Consider the following 18,459-nt stretch of genomic DNA (forward strand, 5'->3'; position numbering starts at 1 on the left):
GCTTTGAAAGAGTCAAGAATCAAGAGTCAAGAATCAAGACGGAAGGCAAACTTCAATCCTGCTATTCTGTAACTTTTCTTTTTCTATCTTGACTCTTGATTCTTAACTCTTGATTCTATTCTCAATTATTCTGTAGTTCCAATTTTTTAGGGTCAATTGCGTGTCCTTTTTTATGGCCCGATCCGTCGCCGTTCAGCACAGCCAATGGCACACCGCTAAGTCGTTCCTGTAATCCCTGGAATATCACGAACAATACCGGGATAATGAACAATCCTAAAATTACACCTGAAACCATCCCGCCGGCTGCACCTATACTTATTGAGTGGTTACCTTGTGCTGACGGCCCTGTGGCAATACTCATTGGGAATAAACCGAATACGAAAGCCAGCGACGTCATGATAATAGGGCGTATCCTCAGCCTTGCAGCTTCAATTGCCGATTCAATTAAACCATGCCCCGCTTTTCGGCGCTGCACAGCAAATTCCACAATAAGGATGGCGTTTTTGGCCAGTAAGCCGATGAGCATGATTAAAGCCACCTGTACGTAGATGTTGTTTTCGATACCGGTTAAACCCAATACCACAAACACACCTAAAATACCTGTAGGGATGGAAAGGATAACTGCCAATGGCAAAATATAGCTTTCATACTGTGCTGATAATAAGAAATATACAAACACCAAACAAAGCATAAAGATTATAGCCGACTGACCGCCCGAAGCAATCTCCTCACGGGTTTGACCGGCAAACTCATAGGCAAAGCCGGTAGGCAATTGTTCCTGTGCTGTTTCCTGTATAGCTTTAATGGCATCACCAGAACTATAACCCGGTTTTGGGATAGCGTTAATCTCAATAGAGTTGAACAGGTTATAACGTGAAGCGGTTTCTGAACCATATACGCGGGTTAATTTAACCAGTGTATTGATAGGTACATTTTCGCCTGCTTTGTTTTTAACAAATACCCTGTCAATTGCCGAAGGATCTGTTCTGTCGGCAGTATCAGCCTGCACTACCACGCGGTAGTATTTACCAAAGCGGTTAAAATCTGATGCCTGGGCAGTACCAAAGTATGCCTGCATAGTTTGCAAAATGTCTCTAACATTTACGCCTAACTGGCCGGCCTTTTCATCGTCAACCTCTAATTGTAGCTGTGGGTAATCTGCTTTGTACGATGTAAAGGCGTAGGCTATCGCCGGTTTCTGCATCAGCTTGCCTATAAAGTTATTGGCAACACCGCTAAATTTATCCAACTTGCCGTTGGTTTTATCCTGTAGCACCACATCAAGTGCTTCCACATTACTAAAACCTGGCACCGTTGGAAAACTAAACACGAAGAAAGTACCGCCAGGTATGCCGCCTAATCTTCCTCTAACAATATTCTGTATCTCGTCAATATTTTTAACTGCTCCCCGTTCTTCGTTCGGTTTTAATAACAGGAAGATCACACCTGCAGATGGGCTGCTGGATTGGGTCAAAAAGTTAAAACCAGACAACGCGGTAACAAACCTTGCCGATGGTAAAGTTTTCAGCTGATCTTCGGCTTGTTTAAAGATTTTGTTGGTACCGCTTAATGATGTACCAGACGGCGTGCTAACAGCAATGGCCACAAAGCCCTGGTCTTCAGTTGGGATAAAGCCCGTTTTTGTTCTGTTTACCAGGTAAACCGTGGCTGCTATTACCAGCACCAACCCGCCTATGCTCAACCATTTTTTATTGATCAGGAATTTTAAGCCACCTACGTACCTGTTGGTTAAATAATTAAAACCACCATTAAAGCCTGCATAAAATTTATCTACAAAACCTTGTTTAGGTGCGGTATGGCCATCTGCACTATGCTTGTTCTTTAGGAACAATGCTGCCAGGGCCGGGCTTAAGGTTAACGCGTTAACAGCCGATATAATAATAGCTATGGCCATAGTTAACGCAAACTGGCGGTAAAATATACCTGTTGAGCCTACCATGAAGCTAACCGGTAAAAACACAGCAGCCATAACCAGCGTAATAGATATAATAGCACCTGTAATTTCGTGCATAGCCTCTGTAGTCGCCGCCTTAGGGCTTAGGCTGGGGTCGTGCTCCATTTTGGCATGCACAGCCTCAACTACCACAATGGCATCATCTACCACAATACCTATGGCCAGCACCAGGGCAAACAGGGTTAAAAGGTTAACCGAGAAGCCAAACAGGTTCATGAAGAAGAACGTACCGATAATAGCCACCGGAACGGCTATAGCCGGAATCAATGTCGACCTGAAATCCTGCAGGAATATAAATACTACGATGAACACCAATATAAAAGCCTCTACCAGTGTATGTTCAACCTGGTTAATTGATTCATCAAGATCGGTTTTGGTACGATAGAACTGGTTGTATTTGATGCCTGCCGGGAAATCCTTTGATAGCTTCACCATCAGCTTGTCAATCTCAATCTGAATTTGGTTGGCGTTTGAGCCCGACAACTGTATAATACCGATAATAATACCGTCGTGCCCGTTAAGGTTACTTACACTATTATAAGAATAGGCGCCCAGTTCAACACGGGCCACATCTTTTAAGTGTAACACCGAACCATCTGCATTTGCGCGGATAGCTATGTTCTGGTACTCCTCTGGTTTGGTAAGCTTACCTTTATATTTAATTACATATTCAAATGCCTCGTTACTGCGCTCGCCAAATTTACCAGGCGCGGCTTCCAGGTTTTTGTCTTGAATAGCGGCAGTCACCTCAGCGGGTGTAACTTTATAGGCTGCCATTTGTGCTGGGTTAAGCCAAACACGCATCGAGTAATCCTTAATACCACCAAATATACTGGCAGAACCTACCCCCGTAATACGCTTAATTTCGGGCACAATGTTAATCTGTGCATAGTTGGCTACAAAGGTTTGATCGTACTTTTTGGGATCCTCCGAGTAGATGGCCATTGCACCAATAAAGCTGTTTTGCTGTTTGGTGGTGGTTATACCATATTGCACAACCTCGGCCGGTAACTGGCTTGTGGCCTGCGAAACACGGTTTTGCACGTTTACAGCAGCCTGATCGGGGTTGGTACCTTGGTTAAAATAAACGGTAATACCCAATGTACCGTCGTTACTGGCGGTTGAGGTCATATAGGTCATATTTTCCACACCGTTAATCGCTTCTTCTAACGAAGGCGTAACAGAACGTAAAATAGTCTCGGCATTAGCGCCCGGGTAAACAGCCGATACCAATACCGCCGGAGGGGCAATATTCGGGAACCGCTCTAAGGGCAGTTTTGTTAAACCAAGTACACCAACTATCACCAATAGTATGGAGATAACGGTTGAAAGTACCGGTCTTTCTATGAATTTTTGAAACATGATTTCTTTTTTTAATAGAGTCAAGAATCAAGAGTCAAGAATCAAGACAGAAAACCTGTCTATCGTCTATATTCCAGCCTTAACCCGTTTCTAAACTGATTTTGATTCTCTCAGAGTGTAGAACCAAGGGTAATAAGCCTGCTTTTGCAGCTTCTTGACTCTTGATTCTTAACTCTTGACTCTTATTTTAAAGCGGCAACCTTATCGGTAGCTTTTTGAGGTGCTATTACCATACCTTCGGCTAAGTGGTCCATGCCGCTCAGTACAATCTGGTCGCCGGCTTTAAGGCCATCTTTAACCAGGTAATTTTCGCCGCTTTTACCTACAATATTGATGGGTACTTTTTTCACTTTGTTGCTATCGGCAAGGGCAAAAACAAACACCTTATCCTGCATTTCGACGGTGGCCGACTCAGGTACTATTAACGCATCTGTATGTTGTAAGCTTAAACGCACCTTGCCTGTGTTACCCGCACGTAATAAACCATCGGGATTGGCAAAGTTTGCCCTGATGGTAATAGCGCCTGTGTTTTTATCAAACTGGCCGTCTATTACATCTATTTTACCTTGTTTTGCATATTGGCTGCCATCGGCTAATAGTAATGATACCGTAGGTAAGTGCTGTAGTTTTTCTTTTAAAGTTGTGCCGGGGTACTGTTCTTTAAAGGCTACGAAATCTTTTTCGCCTAACGAAAAGTAAACATGTACATCATGCACATCAGATAACTGTGTTAAAGCGTCTACATCCTGCGGAGTAACCAGACTTCCCTGTTTTTTCAGTAAACGACCGATGTAGCCGCTAACCGGTGCTTTTATTAAGGTATAGCCTAAATTAATTTGTGCGGTTGATACATTTGCCTTAGCCGATTCGATATTGGCTTTAGCAACCTGTAGGCTGGCTTTTGCGGTTTTTAACTGGTAATCAGATACTACCTTGTTTTCAACCAGCGGTGTAAGCTTGTCAACTTCAAGTTGCGCGTTGCCTGCAGCAGCTTCGGCCGCGTGTAAGCTTGCCAGGGCGTTGTTTAAGGCGGCGCGATAAGGCTGCTCGTTTATTTTAAATATAGGCTGGCCGGCGCTTACAAAGGCACCTTCGTCAACAAATACTTTGTCTAAAGCGCCGCTTACCTGTGGGCGAACTTCTACGTTAACAGTACCCTCTATTGATGCCGGATATTCCTGGTAAGTAGTTTGTGTGCCTGATGCTATTGCGGCAACGGGTAGTGCCGGTGGTGGCGGCGCCTGCTGCGTTTGCGGCTTGGGCGAACAGCCATATAATGTAAGTGCTAAAAGCGCTAATGGGATAATTTTCATAATACTTAATTTTAAAGGTGATAGATAGTGTAGTGATTTGATGCCTTGCGGCGGGTAGATATATGTGGAGTTAATTGTTTTCATTATTGAAATACTATATATGTGCTATTTTTATTGAAATGATAACCGTTAAATTTTTGCCTCACCCTGCCCTCTTTAAAGGAGAGGGTTTTTGATTTGCATGTTTTTTAAAGTCCTCTCCTTGGCGGGATTAGATGATGCTAACCTGCTGTTATAAGCGTATTGGTTAACGGAGCTAACGTTTAGTTGTTAAACCAGCATTAGTTTGATTGTTAGATAATTTAACACTGTTAACTAATGCTATGTAGAAGTTGATATCCATGGTTGTGTTGTTAATTATTTTATATTGACTTAATTTTCATTTAACAGCGTTAAATAATTTAACACCGTTATTATTTGAGCAAAAATTACTCAGGTTTTATCGACCTGATGATACCTGTTATGGCATCCATTAGTACCTGGCGGTTAATATCGTCTGATGAACCACGACTTAATAAGTTGATGGATACCAACCCGTGAACTACCGACCAAAAAGTGTAATATTTGGTGCAGATAACATCCGACTCCGGATTGTCTATATGCATTACTTTGCCTATTACATCGGTAAACAAGTCCCAGGGCATCACAGATTCCTCCAGTTTGTTTATTTCTTCGCAACAACAATTGGTAGTTACGCCAAACATAATCTGGTAAAGTTCTTTATTGGCGAAGGCAAAATTCCAGTAAGCAAGCCACATGGCCTCCAATTGTTTTTCTGGCAGTGCGTGTTGTTCGTGAGCTGCCCTAAGGTCTTTGGCTAATAACAGGTAACCTTTGCGGGCAAGTTCCAGCAAAATAGCTTCTTTATTAGCGTAATATTCATATATAATAGGTGCGGTGTATTCAATTACATCGGCAATTTTACGCATACTTAAAGCCTGCCATCCCTCCTCTTTAACAATCTGGAGAGCGGCATCCAGGATATTGACCCTGGTTTCGTCTTTTAAGCGTTGAATACGTTCTTTACTGGCCATTTTATTTACGCCTTAAATTATTTAACAGCGTTAAGCAAATATACAGCTGTTTATTTAGGCATAGTACCATCTGTTTGTCAAATTGAGATCATGGAATTGTCAGGAGGAGGGGGAAAAAGAGTCAAGAGTTAAGAATCAAAAATTAAGACAGCTGCAAATAACCATCTCATTGAAGACACGGCATCAGCTCACACCTATATCTGAAAAAATGAAAACATTTGCTCTTTTAGAACAAAATACTTCGTTTATGATTAAAACTTCGATCGTCTTGATTCTTGACTCTTGACTCTTGATTCTTGACTCTGATTCTTACCTCTATTTTTTCACCAAATAGGCCAGTTGCCCCATGTGGTAGCCCTGGTGAACTGTTCTGTTGATGAGGATATTTAGTTTGTTGCGATGTGGTTCTTTTGCAAAATCTTCGGCAGATATTGCGCTGTGCTTGGTAAACCAATCTTCGGGCTGCATGGCATCAAATTTTTGTTTAAGAGTAGTGTTTACGTGGTGCCAGGCCGCTTTGATATCGGCTATAGGCGGCTTTTCCAGGCCAGAGGTGTCGGGATTTTTCAGGAATATCTCATCCAGCTGCGGGTAAAGCCGGTCGCCAAGTTCTAAATAGGTGAATAGGGCGTCGCTTACTGCGGTTAAATGTCCTAAAAGATAGGTGCCGCTGTTGCGGTCGGGCGCGGTAAAGCCGGCAATTTGCTCGTCGGTTAGCTTCTCCAGCAACGCGTTAAGGCGGGTGTTTTGCAACTCCCAGTTTGATATGGCTATTTTAATGAATAAAGCGGTGGTTGTTTCCTGTTGAATTTCCATGATAGGATTTATTTTGATAAATATAAGGTTGTGTCCTCGATAAATTGACTCTTATTCTTCAGCCCAATGTCACAAGTTGTAAGTAAAGAAATAAGATTGCTTTATGACTTCCGACTTAGTGATGTTGACTTATTTTGAAACTACCCGCCAGCCATTAAATGGCTTTACTGTAGCGCAATTGGGGCTGCCGTCTTTGGCGGTCCCGGCTACGTTTGTTTTGAGCATTAAGGCCACATCTGCACTTAGTTGATCGATGATCTCCCAGGTTATTCCGGCCATTGGAATTTTGAGCCTCCTGTTCCAGGGACTAACTTGCCCGGCCAGCGTGCCTATATCAAGGTAGATAAAGTTGCCCATATAGGGGCCTTGTATAAATGGCCCGCCAAACCTTGGCAAAGCATCTTTAAGCCTATCCCCTTTTGTGGTTACCGTTAAATAAAAATCCAGATTACCTGAATCCGTTTGTTGGATTTGTACAGTTTCATATTTATTGCCCGATCCCTTTTGTAAACCAAAAGCCACGCCGGCAGTAGGCTTTTCGAGGATAATATGAAGCGATAGTTCCATGGTGTTATTTGATTTGGTTGCTGTAATGTTTTTGATTGCGGTTTTAGTTGGCAATATAATAGCAAAATCGTGAGCTATGCAAGATGTACCTGCATAACCCGCGATTTTGCCCTATTGACGATGACGATTTCCGTTTCACATAATCATCGGCTTTGAACGCTGGCGTCGACTCACGCCGACCAGGCTTCGCCGGTCCACTCTCTCTCCTGCCAAAGCCTCAAGGAGGGTGAAGCTCATTTTTTATTTCATTTGCACATTTGAAATTTGCACATCTGCACATCTTTTTCTAATTCATCTGCACATTTGAAATCTGTAATCTGCATATCCGAATCTGCATATCCGAAGATATTACTTATAAACTAAACCCGTAATTTTTTGCCCACTTATCTTTAATCCCGGCACGCGATTTTACAAACTCATGATCTGTACCCTGGGCAATGGCATCTAAGGGGTAACGTAAAGGGCGTTCGCCTTCGGGCAGATTAATTAAATCAAGTATGCCGTTGGCAATGGTTTGCGGGTTCATATTAAATTCGGCCATTTTTCCAAACATCGCGCTACCCATGGTATTGAAGGCGTTGACAGCTTCTTCGCCGTAAGCTGCAATGATATCTTCTTTGTCGGCATTAAAACCGGCTTTTGTACCATTGGTCATTTCAGTTGGGTAAACGCCGCTTTGAACAGAAACATTTTCGATACCGTAGGATTTTAATTCATGACTAAAACCTTCAACCAGCGATTCCATTGCAAATTTTGACGCCATATAGGGCACCATAAAAGGCAATGTAAAGCCACTTGCACCGGTAGATAGATTGATGATAAGCCCGCTTTTGTTTGCCCGCATTGATGGCAGCACAGCATCATATGTACGCAATACTCCATAAAAGTTCACCTCGAATAAATTCCGCACCTGTTCAATGGTGTAAGCTTCGGCCAGGCCGAACCCGGCTACGCCGGCGTTGTTTACCAGTACATCTATTTTACCATACCTGGCCAATGATTGGGCAAATGCATTTTTTACCGATTCGTCGCTGGTTAAATCCAGTTCTACTACATCTACATTAGGCAACGCGGCCAGTTCATTGGCTACGGTTTGGTTTTTACCGGTAGTGCCGCGCATGGCAGCAATAATTGTGTGGCCTTCTTTTGATAAGGTTTGCACCATTAGTTTACCAAAGCCTGTGCTTGTTCCGGTTATTAAAATTATCTTATTCATTTTGTTTATTGTTATGTGTTATTTACACAACAAAGGTGAGCCAATGCAAAATGCCGCCAAATGACAAATGGCAAAAAAGAGCATTGACATTTGTCAAGAAAATCAGGGGATGTAGATGAAATTGTCTGAGCTGGGATTGGGTAGATTCGTTTTTTTAGGTTTTGTCTTATTACTGGTTAATGAAACAGGTATACGTTTTTCAATAAATCTTGCCCCATCCCATAACCTGATACATCGCGGTTAAGCCAAAATTCTGCGCAAAAAAAAAGACGCATGTAACGCGTCTTTACATAAAATTGAAAATCTGTATTAATCGTTTAATTGCTTAATGTAGTCTAAAAACATATACAGCGCCTTCTTCTTCCCTTCGGTTAAATCAAAATCAATTTTTACCATCAGGTAATCAACAATATCAAAGTCATCGCGCATGGGCAGCTCTTTAAATAGCTCCTGCCGATGGTCGAGGCCGTATTTAAGGGCGGCGTTAAATTCCAGCATAAAATCATGCGGGATTGGTTTATTGGCTATCCAACCTGCAAACACAAACGGCAGGCCTGTAAACTTTTGCCATTCTTCGGCCAAATCATATACATATTTATACTGGTCTTTTTTACCAAATGTACGGTCGCCTATTTGAACAAAAGCCGTGTCTGGCTCGGTCGACAGACTGTAGTTTGGCGCACGCTCAATTAATTCCGGACTGATTTTCCAATAGTTTTTGAGCAGCACACGTGCCAGGTTATTAGATGAGCGCGATTCGGGATCAAGCTGCAGGTATTTAATATCATGTACCGGGCAATTACTGAATATAAATACTGAGTTTACTGCACCAACGGCACCAATGCAGTAATCGGATACTATTTCCCAGTTGGGCAGGCTTAATGTGGCCGCCACAGGGATAAGGCCGATGTCTGCTACATCGTCAATAAGTTTTTGGGCACAATCAGTCGGGGTGTCCAGGCTTAGTTCTATTTTATCTACAAAACCGGTATGCTGAAGGCCGTATATAAAAGGTTTGGTATTGGTGTAGCTTACTGCTGATATTCTGATCTTTTTCACAAGAAACGTTCTCTTTCAGGATTGTTTTAAATGTTCGGCATTGTTAAAATCTACAATGGCAAATTGCTGGCCATCATAAACAACTTTGTATAAAACCAAATTTTGATGCGGGAAGTTATCCATTTCGCTTAGTGGCTTGCCTGTTAAAATACAAAGCAATAAACGCATGGCGCGGCCATGCATGCAAACCAGTACGGTTTTTTCTTCGGGATGGCTCATGATCACCTTCAAAGCTTCACGCTGACGGATCTCTACTTCGTTGGGGCTTTCGCCGCCTTCAAATTTGCTATCCAGGTTTCCATCCAGCCAATCGCGCATAATTTGCAAAAAAGCAGCTTTGTTTTCCGGTGTGGGTAGTTGCCCCTCGTGAATACCCCAGGCCAGCTCATCAAGACCGGAAAGCTTTTCAAAAGGCAATCCGCCATCCAAAAAAGGCTGAATGCTTTGCATTGTACGTTTTAGTGCCGATATATATGCTTTATCAAAAGGTACATCTTTATAAGCCGCATAAAACTGTTGTGCCTGTTTGCGGCCTTCATCGTTCAGGTCGGTATCAACGCCCCTGCCCTGGATAATTCCCAATTTGTTGTACTCAGTTTGGCCGTGACGAACTATGTATAAGGTTTTTTGCATTTTTTTGTTGAAGCGAAAAGCTTAAAGCAGAAGGCTTAAAGCTTTTCGCTGGTTTCATATTTTAACTTTTATTAAAAAGCTTTTTGCTTTGAGCCTTCAGCTAATTTATTACCGGCAGCTTGTAATATTGTGGCTTGGGCTGGGTTTCAGGAAATTCAAAATCATTGTAATCGGTAACTACGTTATAAAGCGTATCGCGCTCAATAGGGTACCTGCCTACATGCTTTATCAGTTCAACCAGTTGTTTGGTGCTCATGCCGGGGTGCTGCTCTTCGGCACCTGCCATCGAGTAAATTTTAGTGGTATCATCAAGCGTACCGTCAATATCATCTACCCCAAAATTAAGCGAAAGCTGCGCCGTGGTGCGGCTGATCATGGCCCAATAGGCCTTAATATGATCGAAATTATCCAAATAGATCCTCGCGACGGCATAGTTACGCAAATCTTCAACAACAGTTGATTCGGGCACGTGCGACATCTGGTTATCCTGGTTGCGGAATTTAAGCGGGATAAATGTTTGAAAACCACCTGTTTTATCCTGTAGCTGGCGCAAGCGTTCCATATGATCAACCCGGTGATGGAATTTTTCGATATGGCCGTAAAGCATAGTGGCGTTTGATCGGCCGCCCAATTTATGCCATTCCTCGTGTATGGCCAGCCATTGGTCGCCGGTACATTTATCTTTTGAAATCAGGTCACGAACCTCGGGATGGAAAATCTCGGCGCCGCCTCCCGGTATCGAGCCTAAACCAGCCTCCATCATCAGGCGCATGCCTGTGGCGTAGTCAATTTTTGCCTTTTTGAAAATGTAGTGGTATTCAACAGGTGTTAACGCCTTGATATGCAATTCGGGGCGATGGGCACGTATGCGGCTGAAAAGCTCCTGGTAAAAAGGCACATCGTATTGCGGCAGCACGCCGCCTACAATATGTACTTCGGTTACCGGTTCGTCATCGTATTTGGTTACCATGTTAAACATTTCGTCCATGGTATACTCCCAGCCTTCGGCTTTTTGCTTAAGCAGGCGCGAGTACGAACAAAATTTGCAATCGTAAACACAAAGATTGGTAGGCTCGATATGGAAATTACGGTTGAAATAAGTTTTATCGCCATGGCGCTTCTCGCGGATGTAGTTGGCTAAAACACCAAGGTAACCCAGGTCGCCCTGCTCATATAACGTAACACCTTCATCAAAGGTGATCCTTTCGCTGTGCTGTACCTTTTCGGCAATATGCTTTAAATCAGCAGGCAGATCGGGATTTTGTAATAATAACTGTAAATTATGCTCAGCTTCCATTCAAAAAACTTTGAACAAATGTACTAAAAAAGCGGAAAGCTTAAAGCCAAAGGCCTAAAGCAAGAGGCATCTTTACAATAAGATTATGAGTGGGGAAAGCTTAAAGCAGAAGGCTATATTTCAAAAAGCTTTCGGCTTTTAGCCAACAAAGCTGTTATTGTTGTAATGGTAACCCCGTTAAAGCAATCATCCTGGCAGCCACTGGGCACATAGCCACAACTTGATATTAAACCATTGTTTTTCGCTTCAAATATAATATTGTTGTTTTTGGCATCAACCTTAAGCCATTCGGTGCGGGCTTTGAGGTAGATACCATCCAATGTCAGTGCATCGACGGCATCATTGGGATGTGTATTGATGGTAGCAGCATCTTCATGCCATTGTTTAATAGTGTCTTTGACGTTGGTTCCATCCTGGTGATATCTATAGGACACAAAATCGCGCGATACAATTTTACCATTATTTACACCTATGTTAATAGTTACGCCATATCCCGTCCACGAACCAAATGTTGTTGTATAAGAATAAGAATTTTTGCTGCTGTTTTTGAAGCTTATCCAGGCTTTATAGCTGGTGTCGTATTCGCTTTGTTTGGCGATGTTTTCTTTTTTACAGGCAGTGACTAATAATAGCAGGGCGATTGTAAGCAGGTGCAGGTTTTTCATATTGTATTTTTTAACGATTACGCAAAATTTACACGCCCTGCTACAACACATTACAAATAATCTTATTTACTTTGAAGGCACAACAACATCAGCAATAATGAAAACTGAAACTATAGCTATACACACAGGAAACCATGTAGACGGATCATCAAAAGCCGTAATACACCCCATTGTTATGTCCACTACTTTTGAACGTGGCGAAGATGGCGGCTTTCCCGGCGGGCATATTTATAGCAGGGCATCAAATCCCAACCGCGCCCTGCTTGAAAACGTTATAGCCAAATTAGAGGGTGGCGCCGATGCAGCTTCATTTTCATCGGGTAATGCGGCGGGCATGTCGGTATTCCAGTCGCTGGCTCCCGGTACACATATTATTTGCCCGGATGATATGTACCACGGTTTGCGTAATCAGCTTAAAAACCTCTTTGCGGGTATTTTAACTTTTGATTTTGTTGATGTTAATGATATCGAAGTTTTAATACAACACATCAGGCCCGAAACCGGGGTGATCTGGGTGGAAACGCCCTCAAACCCATTGCTCAAGATCACCGACATAAAAAAAGTAGTTGCTTTTGCCAGGGCAAACAACATTAAAGTAGTGGTTGACAATACTTTTGCCACGCCCATATGCCAGCAACCATTAGCTTTAGGTGCCGATATAGTAATGCACTCGGCCACCAAATATTTTGGCGGCCACAGTGACCTGATGGGGGGCGCATTAATAACCGCCGAAAAAAACGATTGGTGGGCAAAAATACGACAGGTTCAGGAAATGGGTGGCGCTATCCCATCCCCAACCGACTGCTATTGGCTGGTGCGCAGTATTAAAACCCTGCCCTACCGGATTAAGGGCCATGTACACAATACGCAACTATTAGCTGAGTTTTTAGAACAGCATCCCAAAGTAGAGCAAGTATTATATCCCGGCCTGCCATCGCATCCACAACATCAAATTGCTAAAGAGCAGATGCTGGCCTTCGGCGGCATGCTTTCGTTTATTATTAAAGGAGATGAAAATGATACGCACAACATCATCAATAAATTAAAAATATTTACCAAAGCTACCAGCTTAGGCGGTGTGGAAAGCCTAATTGAGCACCGCGCAACCGTAGAAGGCCCCGACACCAAAACACCACGGAATTTATTGCGGGTTTCGGTTGGATTAGAGCATATTGATGATTTGGTGGATGATTTGGAGCAGGCCCTTTTTTAGGTTAAAGGCGAAAGGTTAAAGGCGAAAGGTTAAAGGTAAGAGGTAGGTGAGTGGATTTGGATTATAATCTCGATCCAATAGGCAAGCCGTCCGGCTTTTACCTTTCACCTTTTACCTTTCGCCTTTAACCCTTCGCCTCTTAATAAAAATAAAATTTTGTATTTAAATAAATAACCCCTTATATTCGCAACATTATTTGGTAGCAATACCATAGTCAATCAATTCTCCGCATAGTTCGGGTATTGATTTATAAAGAAGCGGCGAGAGATCAGGCTCAATGACCCGCTGGCAACCCTTCAGTTTTGAAGAAGGTGCCAATTCCTGTCCCGGCAAATAACACCGGGGGATATAAATTTATAACCATGAAAAGTTTAATTACAATTACTACAAGCAACATTTTTAACACCCAAAACGGTAATATACAACGCATTAGTCCAATTATTGGCTGCATTTGTATGTGTTGCTGCTGTTGATGCTTTAATACGTTCCTTTTTCAATCCCTGAAAACATACGTGTTGTTAAACTGGTAAACATTTTACCAGCTTGTCAAAAATCCATCTAAACATCAAAATTTAATTATAAACTTTTAAAAATCTACAACTATGTCAGCCTTAAAATTCGAAACCTTACAATTACATGCCGGCCAGGAAGTTGAACCTACTACAGGTTCACGCGCGGTGCCACTTTATCAAACTACATCGTACGTATTTAAAAACGCCGAGCATGGCGCCAACCTTTTCGCGCTAAAAGAGTTTGGCAATATTTATACCCGCTTAATGAACCCCACTACCGATGTGTTTGAAAAACGCATTGCCGCTTTAGAGGGCGGTGTTGCGGCTTTAGCCACTGCATCGGGCCAGGCAGCGCAGTTTATAGCGTTAAATAACATTTTACAGGTGGGCGATAATTTTGTGACCTCGCCCTTTTTATATGGCGGCACTTACAACCAGTTTAAAGTAGCCTTTAAACGCTTAGGTATTGATGTGCGTTTTGCCAAAGATGATACCGCCGAAAGCCTTGAAGCTTTAATAGATGATAAAACCAAGGCCATTTACCTGGAAACTATTGGTAACCCGGGCTTTACAATTGCCGATTTTGATAAAGTTGGCGCATTGGCCAAAAAGCACGACCTGCCTTTAATAGTTGATAACACTTTTGGAGCAGGCGGCTATTTATTCCGCCCGTTGGAGCATGGCGCAAGCGTGGTGGTACAATCAACCACTAAGTGGATTGGCGGCCACGGTACCAGTATTGGCGGCGTTATTGTTGACGGCGGCACTTATAACTGGGGCAACGGCAAATTCCCGCAGTTTACTGAGCCATCTGAAGGTTACCACGGCTTAGTTTTTGCAGATGTGTTTGGCATTGGCGGTCCGTTTGGTAATATTCAATTTATTATTCGCGCCCGTGTAGAAGGATTGCGCGATTTTGGTCCTTCGCAATCCCCATTTAATTCATGGCTCAACATCCAGGGACTGGAAACACTATCATTACGGGTGCAGCGCCATGTAGATAATACATTGGAACTGGCCAAATGGCTTGATCAGCATCCGCAGGTAGCATCAGTAAATTATCCCGGATTAACATCGTCGCCATACCACGAATTAGCAAAAAAATATCTGAAAAATGGCTTTGGAGCAGTATTGTCTTTCGAGATTGATGGTGATAAAGAAGCAGCAGGTAAATTAATAGATAGCTTGAAACTGGTGAGCCATTTGGCCAATGTGGGCGATGCCAAAACATTGATCATTCAGCCATCGGCAACAACACATCAGCAGCTATCTGATGAAGAACAGCTATCGGCAGGCGTTACCCCAACATCGTTAAGAGTAGCGGTTGGTATTGAGCATATTGACGATATAAAAGCAGATTTTGAACAGGCATTTGCCAAAATAAAAGAGGCGCAAGCCGAATTAGCGTAGTGGTGAGTGGTGAGCAGTGAATGGTGAGTGAATAAAAAACTCACCATTCACTACTGACAACTCACTTCTATCAACATGATAGAAGAATGAATACAGAAATATTTAAGTACACACAAACTTTTGAGCTGGAATCTGGCGAACAACTACAGCAACTGGAGATAGGCTTTCATACGTATGGCCGCTTAAACAAAGAGCGGGACAACGTGGTGTGGGTATGCCACGCCCTGACAGCCAATGCCGATGTTTTTGATTGGTGGAAAGGTTTTGTGGGCACCGCAAATAAATTTAACCCCGAAGAACATTTTATAGTTTGTGCCAATATTTTAGGTTCGCCGTATGGTACAACTAATCCGTTAAGTACAAATCCTGAAACTGGTTTGCCATATTTTTTAACATTCCCCCAATTTACCATCAGGGACATTGTTAAGGCCCACCAGTTATTAGCTGCCCATTTGGGCATCGGCAATATCCATATCCTTATTGGGGGGTCATTGGGTGGTCAGCAGGCTATCGAATGGGGTATTATTGAACCAAACCGTATCAAAAACCTTATTTTGATAGCTACCAACGCGCGTCATTCGCCATGGGGCATAGCATTTAATGAGTCGCAGCGTTTGGCTTTAACTGCCGACGTGACTTTTAACAACCACACTATTGAAGGCGGCCAGAATGGATTAAAGGCTGCCAGGAGTATAGCGCTGCTCTCCTACCGTACTTATAAAACTTATGGTATTACACAGCAGGAGGAGATTGACAGCAAAACCGACAATTTTAAGGCATCAACCTACCAGGAATACCAGGGCCAAAAACTGGTGAACCGGTTTAATGCCTACAGCTACTGGTATTTAACCAAGGTGATGGACTCGCACAATGTAGGCCGCGGCCGCAACGGTGTTGAGAAAGCATTAAGCCTTATCAAGGCCCGTACTTTGGTTATCGGCATCAAGTCGGACGTGTTATTTCCCATCGAAGAGCAGGAATACCTGTTTAGGCACATTCCCAAATCGGCCTTTGCCGAATTGGATTCGTTTTATGGCCACGATGGCTTTTTAATTGAAACAGAAGCATTAACAAATATTATAACATCGTTTTTTAAAACTGATGTAAAAGGAAAAATTATAGAATTGCAACGTACAGCGTAATGAGTAAAAAGTTAAGTATAGGATTATTTGGATTTGGCGTAGTTGGACAGGGATTATATGATATCATCAAGACAAAAAATTTAAACATCGAAATTGTAAAATTTGCTATTAAGGATCCGCACAAAGAGCGCTCCCTGCCGGCAGATTTATTTACCACAGATAGAGACGAGTTGCTAAACAACCCGGAGATTAATACCATTGTAGAATTGATTAACGATACCGAGGCGGCTTTTGAAATTGTATCAAGAGCATTAAGCAGTGGCAAAAACGTTGTATCGGCCAGTAAAAAAATGATAGCGCTTCATTTAGAAGAGTTGATTGAGCTACAGCACAAACATGGTACTTCATTATTATACGAAGGTGCGGTTTGCGGTAGCATCCCTATTATCCGTAACCTGGAAGAGTATTATGATAATGAACTACTACACTCCATAAGCGGAATTTTTAACGGATCATCAAATTATATTTTATCTAAAGGCTTTATTGAAGGCCTTGATTATGATAGCGCCCTGAAACAAGCGCAAGACCTTGGTTTTGCCGAAACCGACCCTACCAGCGACGTAGGCGGTTACGATGCCAAATATAAGCTGGTTATTGCTGCGGCACATGCCTATGGCGTAATCGTTCAGCCAGATGAAGTTTTCAATTTGGGCATCCAGAACCTTGCTGCCCAGGATTTACAATACGCCCGCGAAAAGAACCTGAAAATTAAACTGGTTCCGGTAGCTAAAGAATTGGACGATAGCAACGTGGCCATGTTTGTATTGCCAAAATTTGTTAACAGCACCGAGTTTTTATATAACGTAGAGTACGAGTACAATGGGGTAACAGTACAAGCCGCCTTTGCCGATCAGCAATTCTTTTTCGGAAAAGGCGCCGGTGGCCACCCTACCGGTTCGGCGGTGTTATCTGATATAGCTGCTTTGCGCTATAGCTACCAATACGAGTACAAAAAAGCCAAAGAAAAAACAGGACTTCAATTTACCAACGATGTGGAGTTTGACATCTATTTAAGATACGATGATGAGCGGTTGGTAGAAGATTTGAAATTTATCTCGATAAAAGAACGCTACTATTCGGGCAATTATAAATTTGTTATCGGAAAAGTTAATTTACAAAGCCTTATTGATAACCAATTGCAAATAGCCGAAGGAAAGGCGTTTGTTGCCTTTGCCGGCCAGCTTACCGGGGTTAGCCTGGCATCGATATAAGTAAAAGCTTGAATAGTTTAAAGCAAATTTTGCTTTGTTAGTTTATAACAAAAGACAGGGTATCCGTTTTGGGTACCCTGTCTTTGTGTTATAAAAATTTATTTTGTTATACAGCCCGATAGTGCACCTGCTCCTGGTATATCATTATCAGGCAGATCGGCAAAGCTACCGTCCTCATGTAAAACTTTTAGGTTTTTTCTGTTGGGGCCATTCCTTTCAAGCGTATGATTACCCTCCGTCATATCTGCATTAATAATAGCCTCCCTCATCCACGTGTTGTTAGCCTGGTTTTGGTTTAGTTCTCCATACTTTCTCATGATCTTATCCTCCTTTATATTTTAGGTTATTAATTCTAAAACTATTCATAGCTATGAATTCAGTCGGTGATAAGTCTGGGTACCCTGTTTTGTAGCTGGGGTGTTAGCCTCTTTGTATAAAATATAAACTTATTATTGATCTATATATTATCCTGAAAGCGTAATAAAGAAGAGGCCGGCCGGTATGGATAGCCCCTCCTTATTTTCAAGCAGCGAGTTCTGTTTGTTTAGTAAAGCCGGCTGGTCGCCGGCACGATGTTATAATTATCGCTAATAATAATTCAAGCTCGTAACCCTATATACCTTCTGTACCCGGCTCATGCCCTACCATGCGGCCTGTTGTGCGGCCCTGAGGGCGGCTGGCAAAATCTGTTTTAGCTGGACCTACCGAAGGAAACTCCTTTCTATTTGGCGGTGTTACATCGGTTTGCTCGCTGTAAGATGTATCTGCGCTTTTGGTTGGCTGATCAACTTCGGCCTGGCTATGGCTGCCTACACCTTCTGTTCTGGTTTTACGTTCCTCGGGTGTTTCGTTTGGATACTCATCGGTTACATCAAACTCTTCGTCTAAATCGTCGCCATCGTCTTCTAAATCGCGGTTGGCGTTATAGGCGTTATTGTTTACAGAATCCGAACCGGTATTTTGGTAGTCGCTGTCCTGGTTTTCCCAGGTTTCATTATGCATATTCATAGGTTTTAATTTTAGTTGTTAATTAA

Annotated in this window: 16 protein-coding genes and 1 riboswitch; of the genes, 4 read left to right on the plus strand and 12 right to left on the minus strand. The window is 42.6% G+C overall.

Features of this window, described 5'->3' with window-relative positions; translation table 11 throughout:
• Positions 1 to 121: 121 nt before the first annotated feature.
• From FSB76_RS30865 to FSB76_RS30910, 10 genes are all read right to left on the minus strand, one after another.
• A complete protein-coding gene (locus tag FSB76_RS30865) occupies positions 122 to 3,337 on the minus strand; it encodes an efflux RND transporter permease subunit (RefSeq protein ID WP_225976361.1) in 3,216 nt (1,071 codons plus the stop codon).
• A gap of 182 nt (positions 3,338 to 3,519) precedes the next feature.
• A complete protein-coding gene (locus tag FSB76_RS30870) occupies positions 3,520 to 4,650 on the minus strand; it encodes an efflux RND transporter periplasmic adaptor subunit (protein ID WP_147060415.1) in 1,131 nt (376 codons plus the stop codon).
• Positions 4,651 to 5,078: 428 nt separating this feature from the next.
• Positions 5,079 to 5,684, minus strand: a complete 606-nt coding sequence (locus tag FSB76_RS30875; protein WP_147060417.1) for a TetR/AcrR family transcriptional regulator — start codon at positions 5,682 to 5,684, stop codon at positions 5,079 to 5,081.
• 315 nt (positions 5,685 to 5,999) lie between these two features.
• Positions 6,000 to 6,500 carry a DinB family protein gene (locus FSB76_RS30880; protein WP_147060419.1) on the minus strand — a complete coding sequence of 167 codons (501 nt, stop codon included), beginning with the start codon at positions 6,498 to 6,500 and terminating at the stop codon, positions 6,000 to 6,002.
• A gap of 129 nt (positions 6,501 to 6,629) precedes the next feature.
• Positions 6,630 to 7,067, minus strand: coding sequence for a DUF5990 family protein (locus tag FSB76_RS30885; RefSeq protein WP_147060421.1), 438 nt, complete (start codon positions 7,065 to 7,067; stop codon positions 6,630 to 6,632).
• Between the two features lie 352 nt (positions 7,068 to 7,419).
• Positions 7,420 to 8,283 (minus strand): SDR family oxidoreductase, encoded by an 864-nt coding sequence (locus FSB76_RS30890; protein ID WP_147060423.1) that lies wholly within the window; start codon positions 8,281 to 8,283, stop codon positions 7,420 to 7,422.
• A gap of 309 nt (positions 8,284 to 8,592) precedes the next feature.
• On the minus strand, positions 8,593 to 9,342 hold the full coding sequence (locus FSB76_RS30895; protein ID WP_147060425.1) for a menaquinone biosynthetic enzyme MqnA/MqnD family protein: 750 nt from the start codon (positions 9,340 to 9,342) through the stop codon (positions 8,593 to 8,595).
• 15 nt (positions 9,343 to 9,357) lie between these two features.
• Positions 9,358 to 9,975 carry a histidine phosphatase family protein gene (locus FSB76_RS30900; RefSeq protein ID WP_147060427.1) on the minus strand — a complete coding sequence of 206 codons (618 nt, stop codon included), beginning with the start codon at positions 9,973 to 9,975 and terminating at the stop codon, positions 9,358 to 9,360.
• Between the two features lie 100 nt (positions 9,976 to 10,075).
• Positions 10,076 to 11,272 carry an aminofutalosine synthase MqnE gene (mqnE, locus tag FSB76_RS30905; RefSeq protein WP_147060429.1) on the minus strand — a complete coding sequence of 399 codons (1,197 nt, stop codon included), beginning with the start codon at positions 11,270 to 11,272 and terminating at the stop codon, positions 10,076 to 10,078.
• A 113-nt stretch (positions 11,273 to 11,385) separates the two neighbouring features.
• The gene (locus FSB76_RS30910; protein WP_147060431.1) at positions 11,386 to 11,937 is read right to left on the minus strand and encodes a hypothetical protein; all 552 of its coding nucleotides are present in this window, start codon (positions 11,935 to 11,937) and stop codon (positions 11,386 to 11,388) included.
• Between the two features lie 97 nt (positions 11,938 to 12,034).
• Here FSB76_RS30910 and FSB76_RS30915 point away from each other — a divergent pair, with 97 nt between their 5' ends.
• From FSB76_RS30915 to FSB76_RS30930, 4 genes are all read left to right on the plus strand, one after another.
• Positions 12,035 to 13,150 (plus strand): trans-sulfuration enzyme family protein, encoded by a 1,116-nt coding sequence (locus FSB76_RS30915; protein WP_147060433.1) that lies wholly within the window; start codon positions 12,035 to 12,037, stop codon positions 13,148 to 13,150.
• Between the two features lie 244 nt (positions 13,151 to 13,394).
• Positions 13,395 to 13,505: riboswitch (SAM riboswitch) on the plus strand.
• A gap of 247 nt (positions 13,506 to 13,752) precedes the next feature.
• Positions 13,753 to 15,072, plus strand: coding sequence for an O-acetylhomoserine aminocarboxypropyltransferase/cysteine synthase family protein (locus FSB76_RS30920; RefSeq protein WP_147060435.1), 1,320 nt, complete (start codon positions 13,753 to 13,755; stop codon positions 15,070 to 15,072).
• A gap of 86 nt (positions 15,073 to 15,158) precedes the next feature.
• Positions 15,159 to 16,214 (plus strand): homoserine O-acetyltransferase family protein, encoded by a 1,056-nt coding sequence (locus FSB76_RS30925; protein ID WP_147060437.1) that lies wholly within the window; start codon positions 15,159 to 15,161, stop codon positions 16,212 to 16,214.
• Positions 16,214 to 17,425 (plus strand): homoserine dehydrogenase, encoded by a 1,212-nt coding sequence (locus FSB76_RS30930; RefSeq protein ID WP_147060439.1) that lies wholly within the window; start codon positions 16,214 to 16,216, stop codon positions 17,423 to 17,425. Before FSB76_RS30925 ends, FSB76_RS30930 begins: the two co-directional genes overlap by 1 nt.
• Before the next feature lie 98 nt (positions 17,426 to 17,523).
• Here FSB76_RS30930 and FSB76_RS30935 read toward each other — a convergent pair whose 3' ends face one another.
• Complete coding sequence (locus FSB76_RS30935) at positions 17,524 to 17,742, minus strand: hypothetical protein (protein WP_147060441.1); 219 nt, start codon at positions 17,740 to 17,742, stop codon at positions 17,524 to 17,526.
• 295 nt (positions 17,743 to 18,037) lie between these two features.
• Positions 18,038 to 18,433: a hypothetical protein gene (locus FSB76_RS30940; RefSeq protein ID WP_147060443.1), complete on the minus strand. Its 396-nt coding sequence runs from the start codon at positions 18,431 to 18,433 to the stop codon at positions 18,038 to 18,040.
• Positions 18,434 to 18,459 lie beyond the last annotated feature (26 nt).

Source organism: Mucilaginibacter ginsenosidivorax, from assembly GCF_007971525.1.
In the GTDB taxonomy this organism is placed as follows: domain Bacteria; phylum Bacteroidota; class Bacteroidia; order Sphingobacteriales; family Sphingobacteriaceae; genus Mucilaginibacter; species Mucilaginibacter ginsenosidivorax.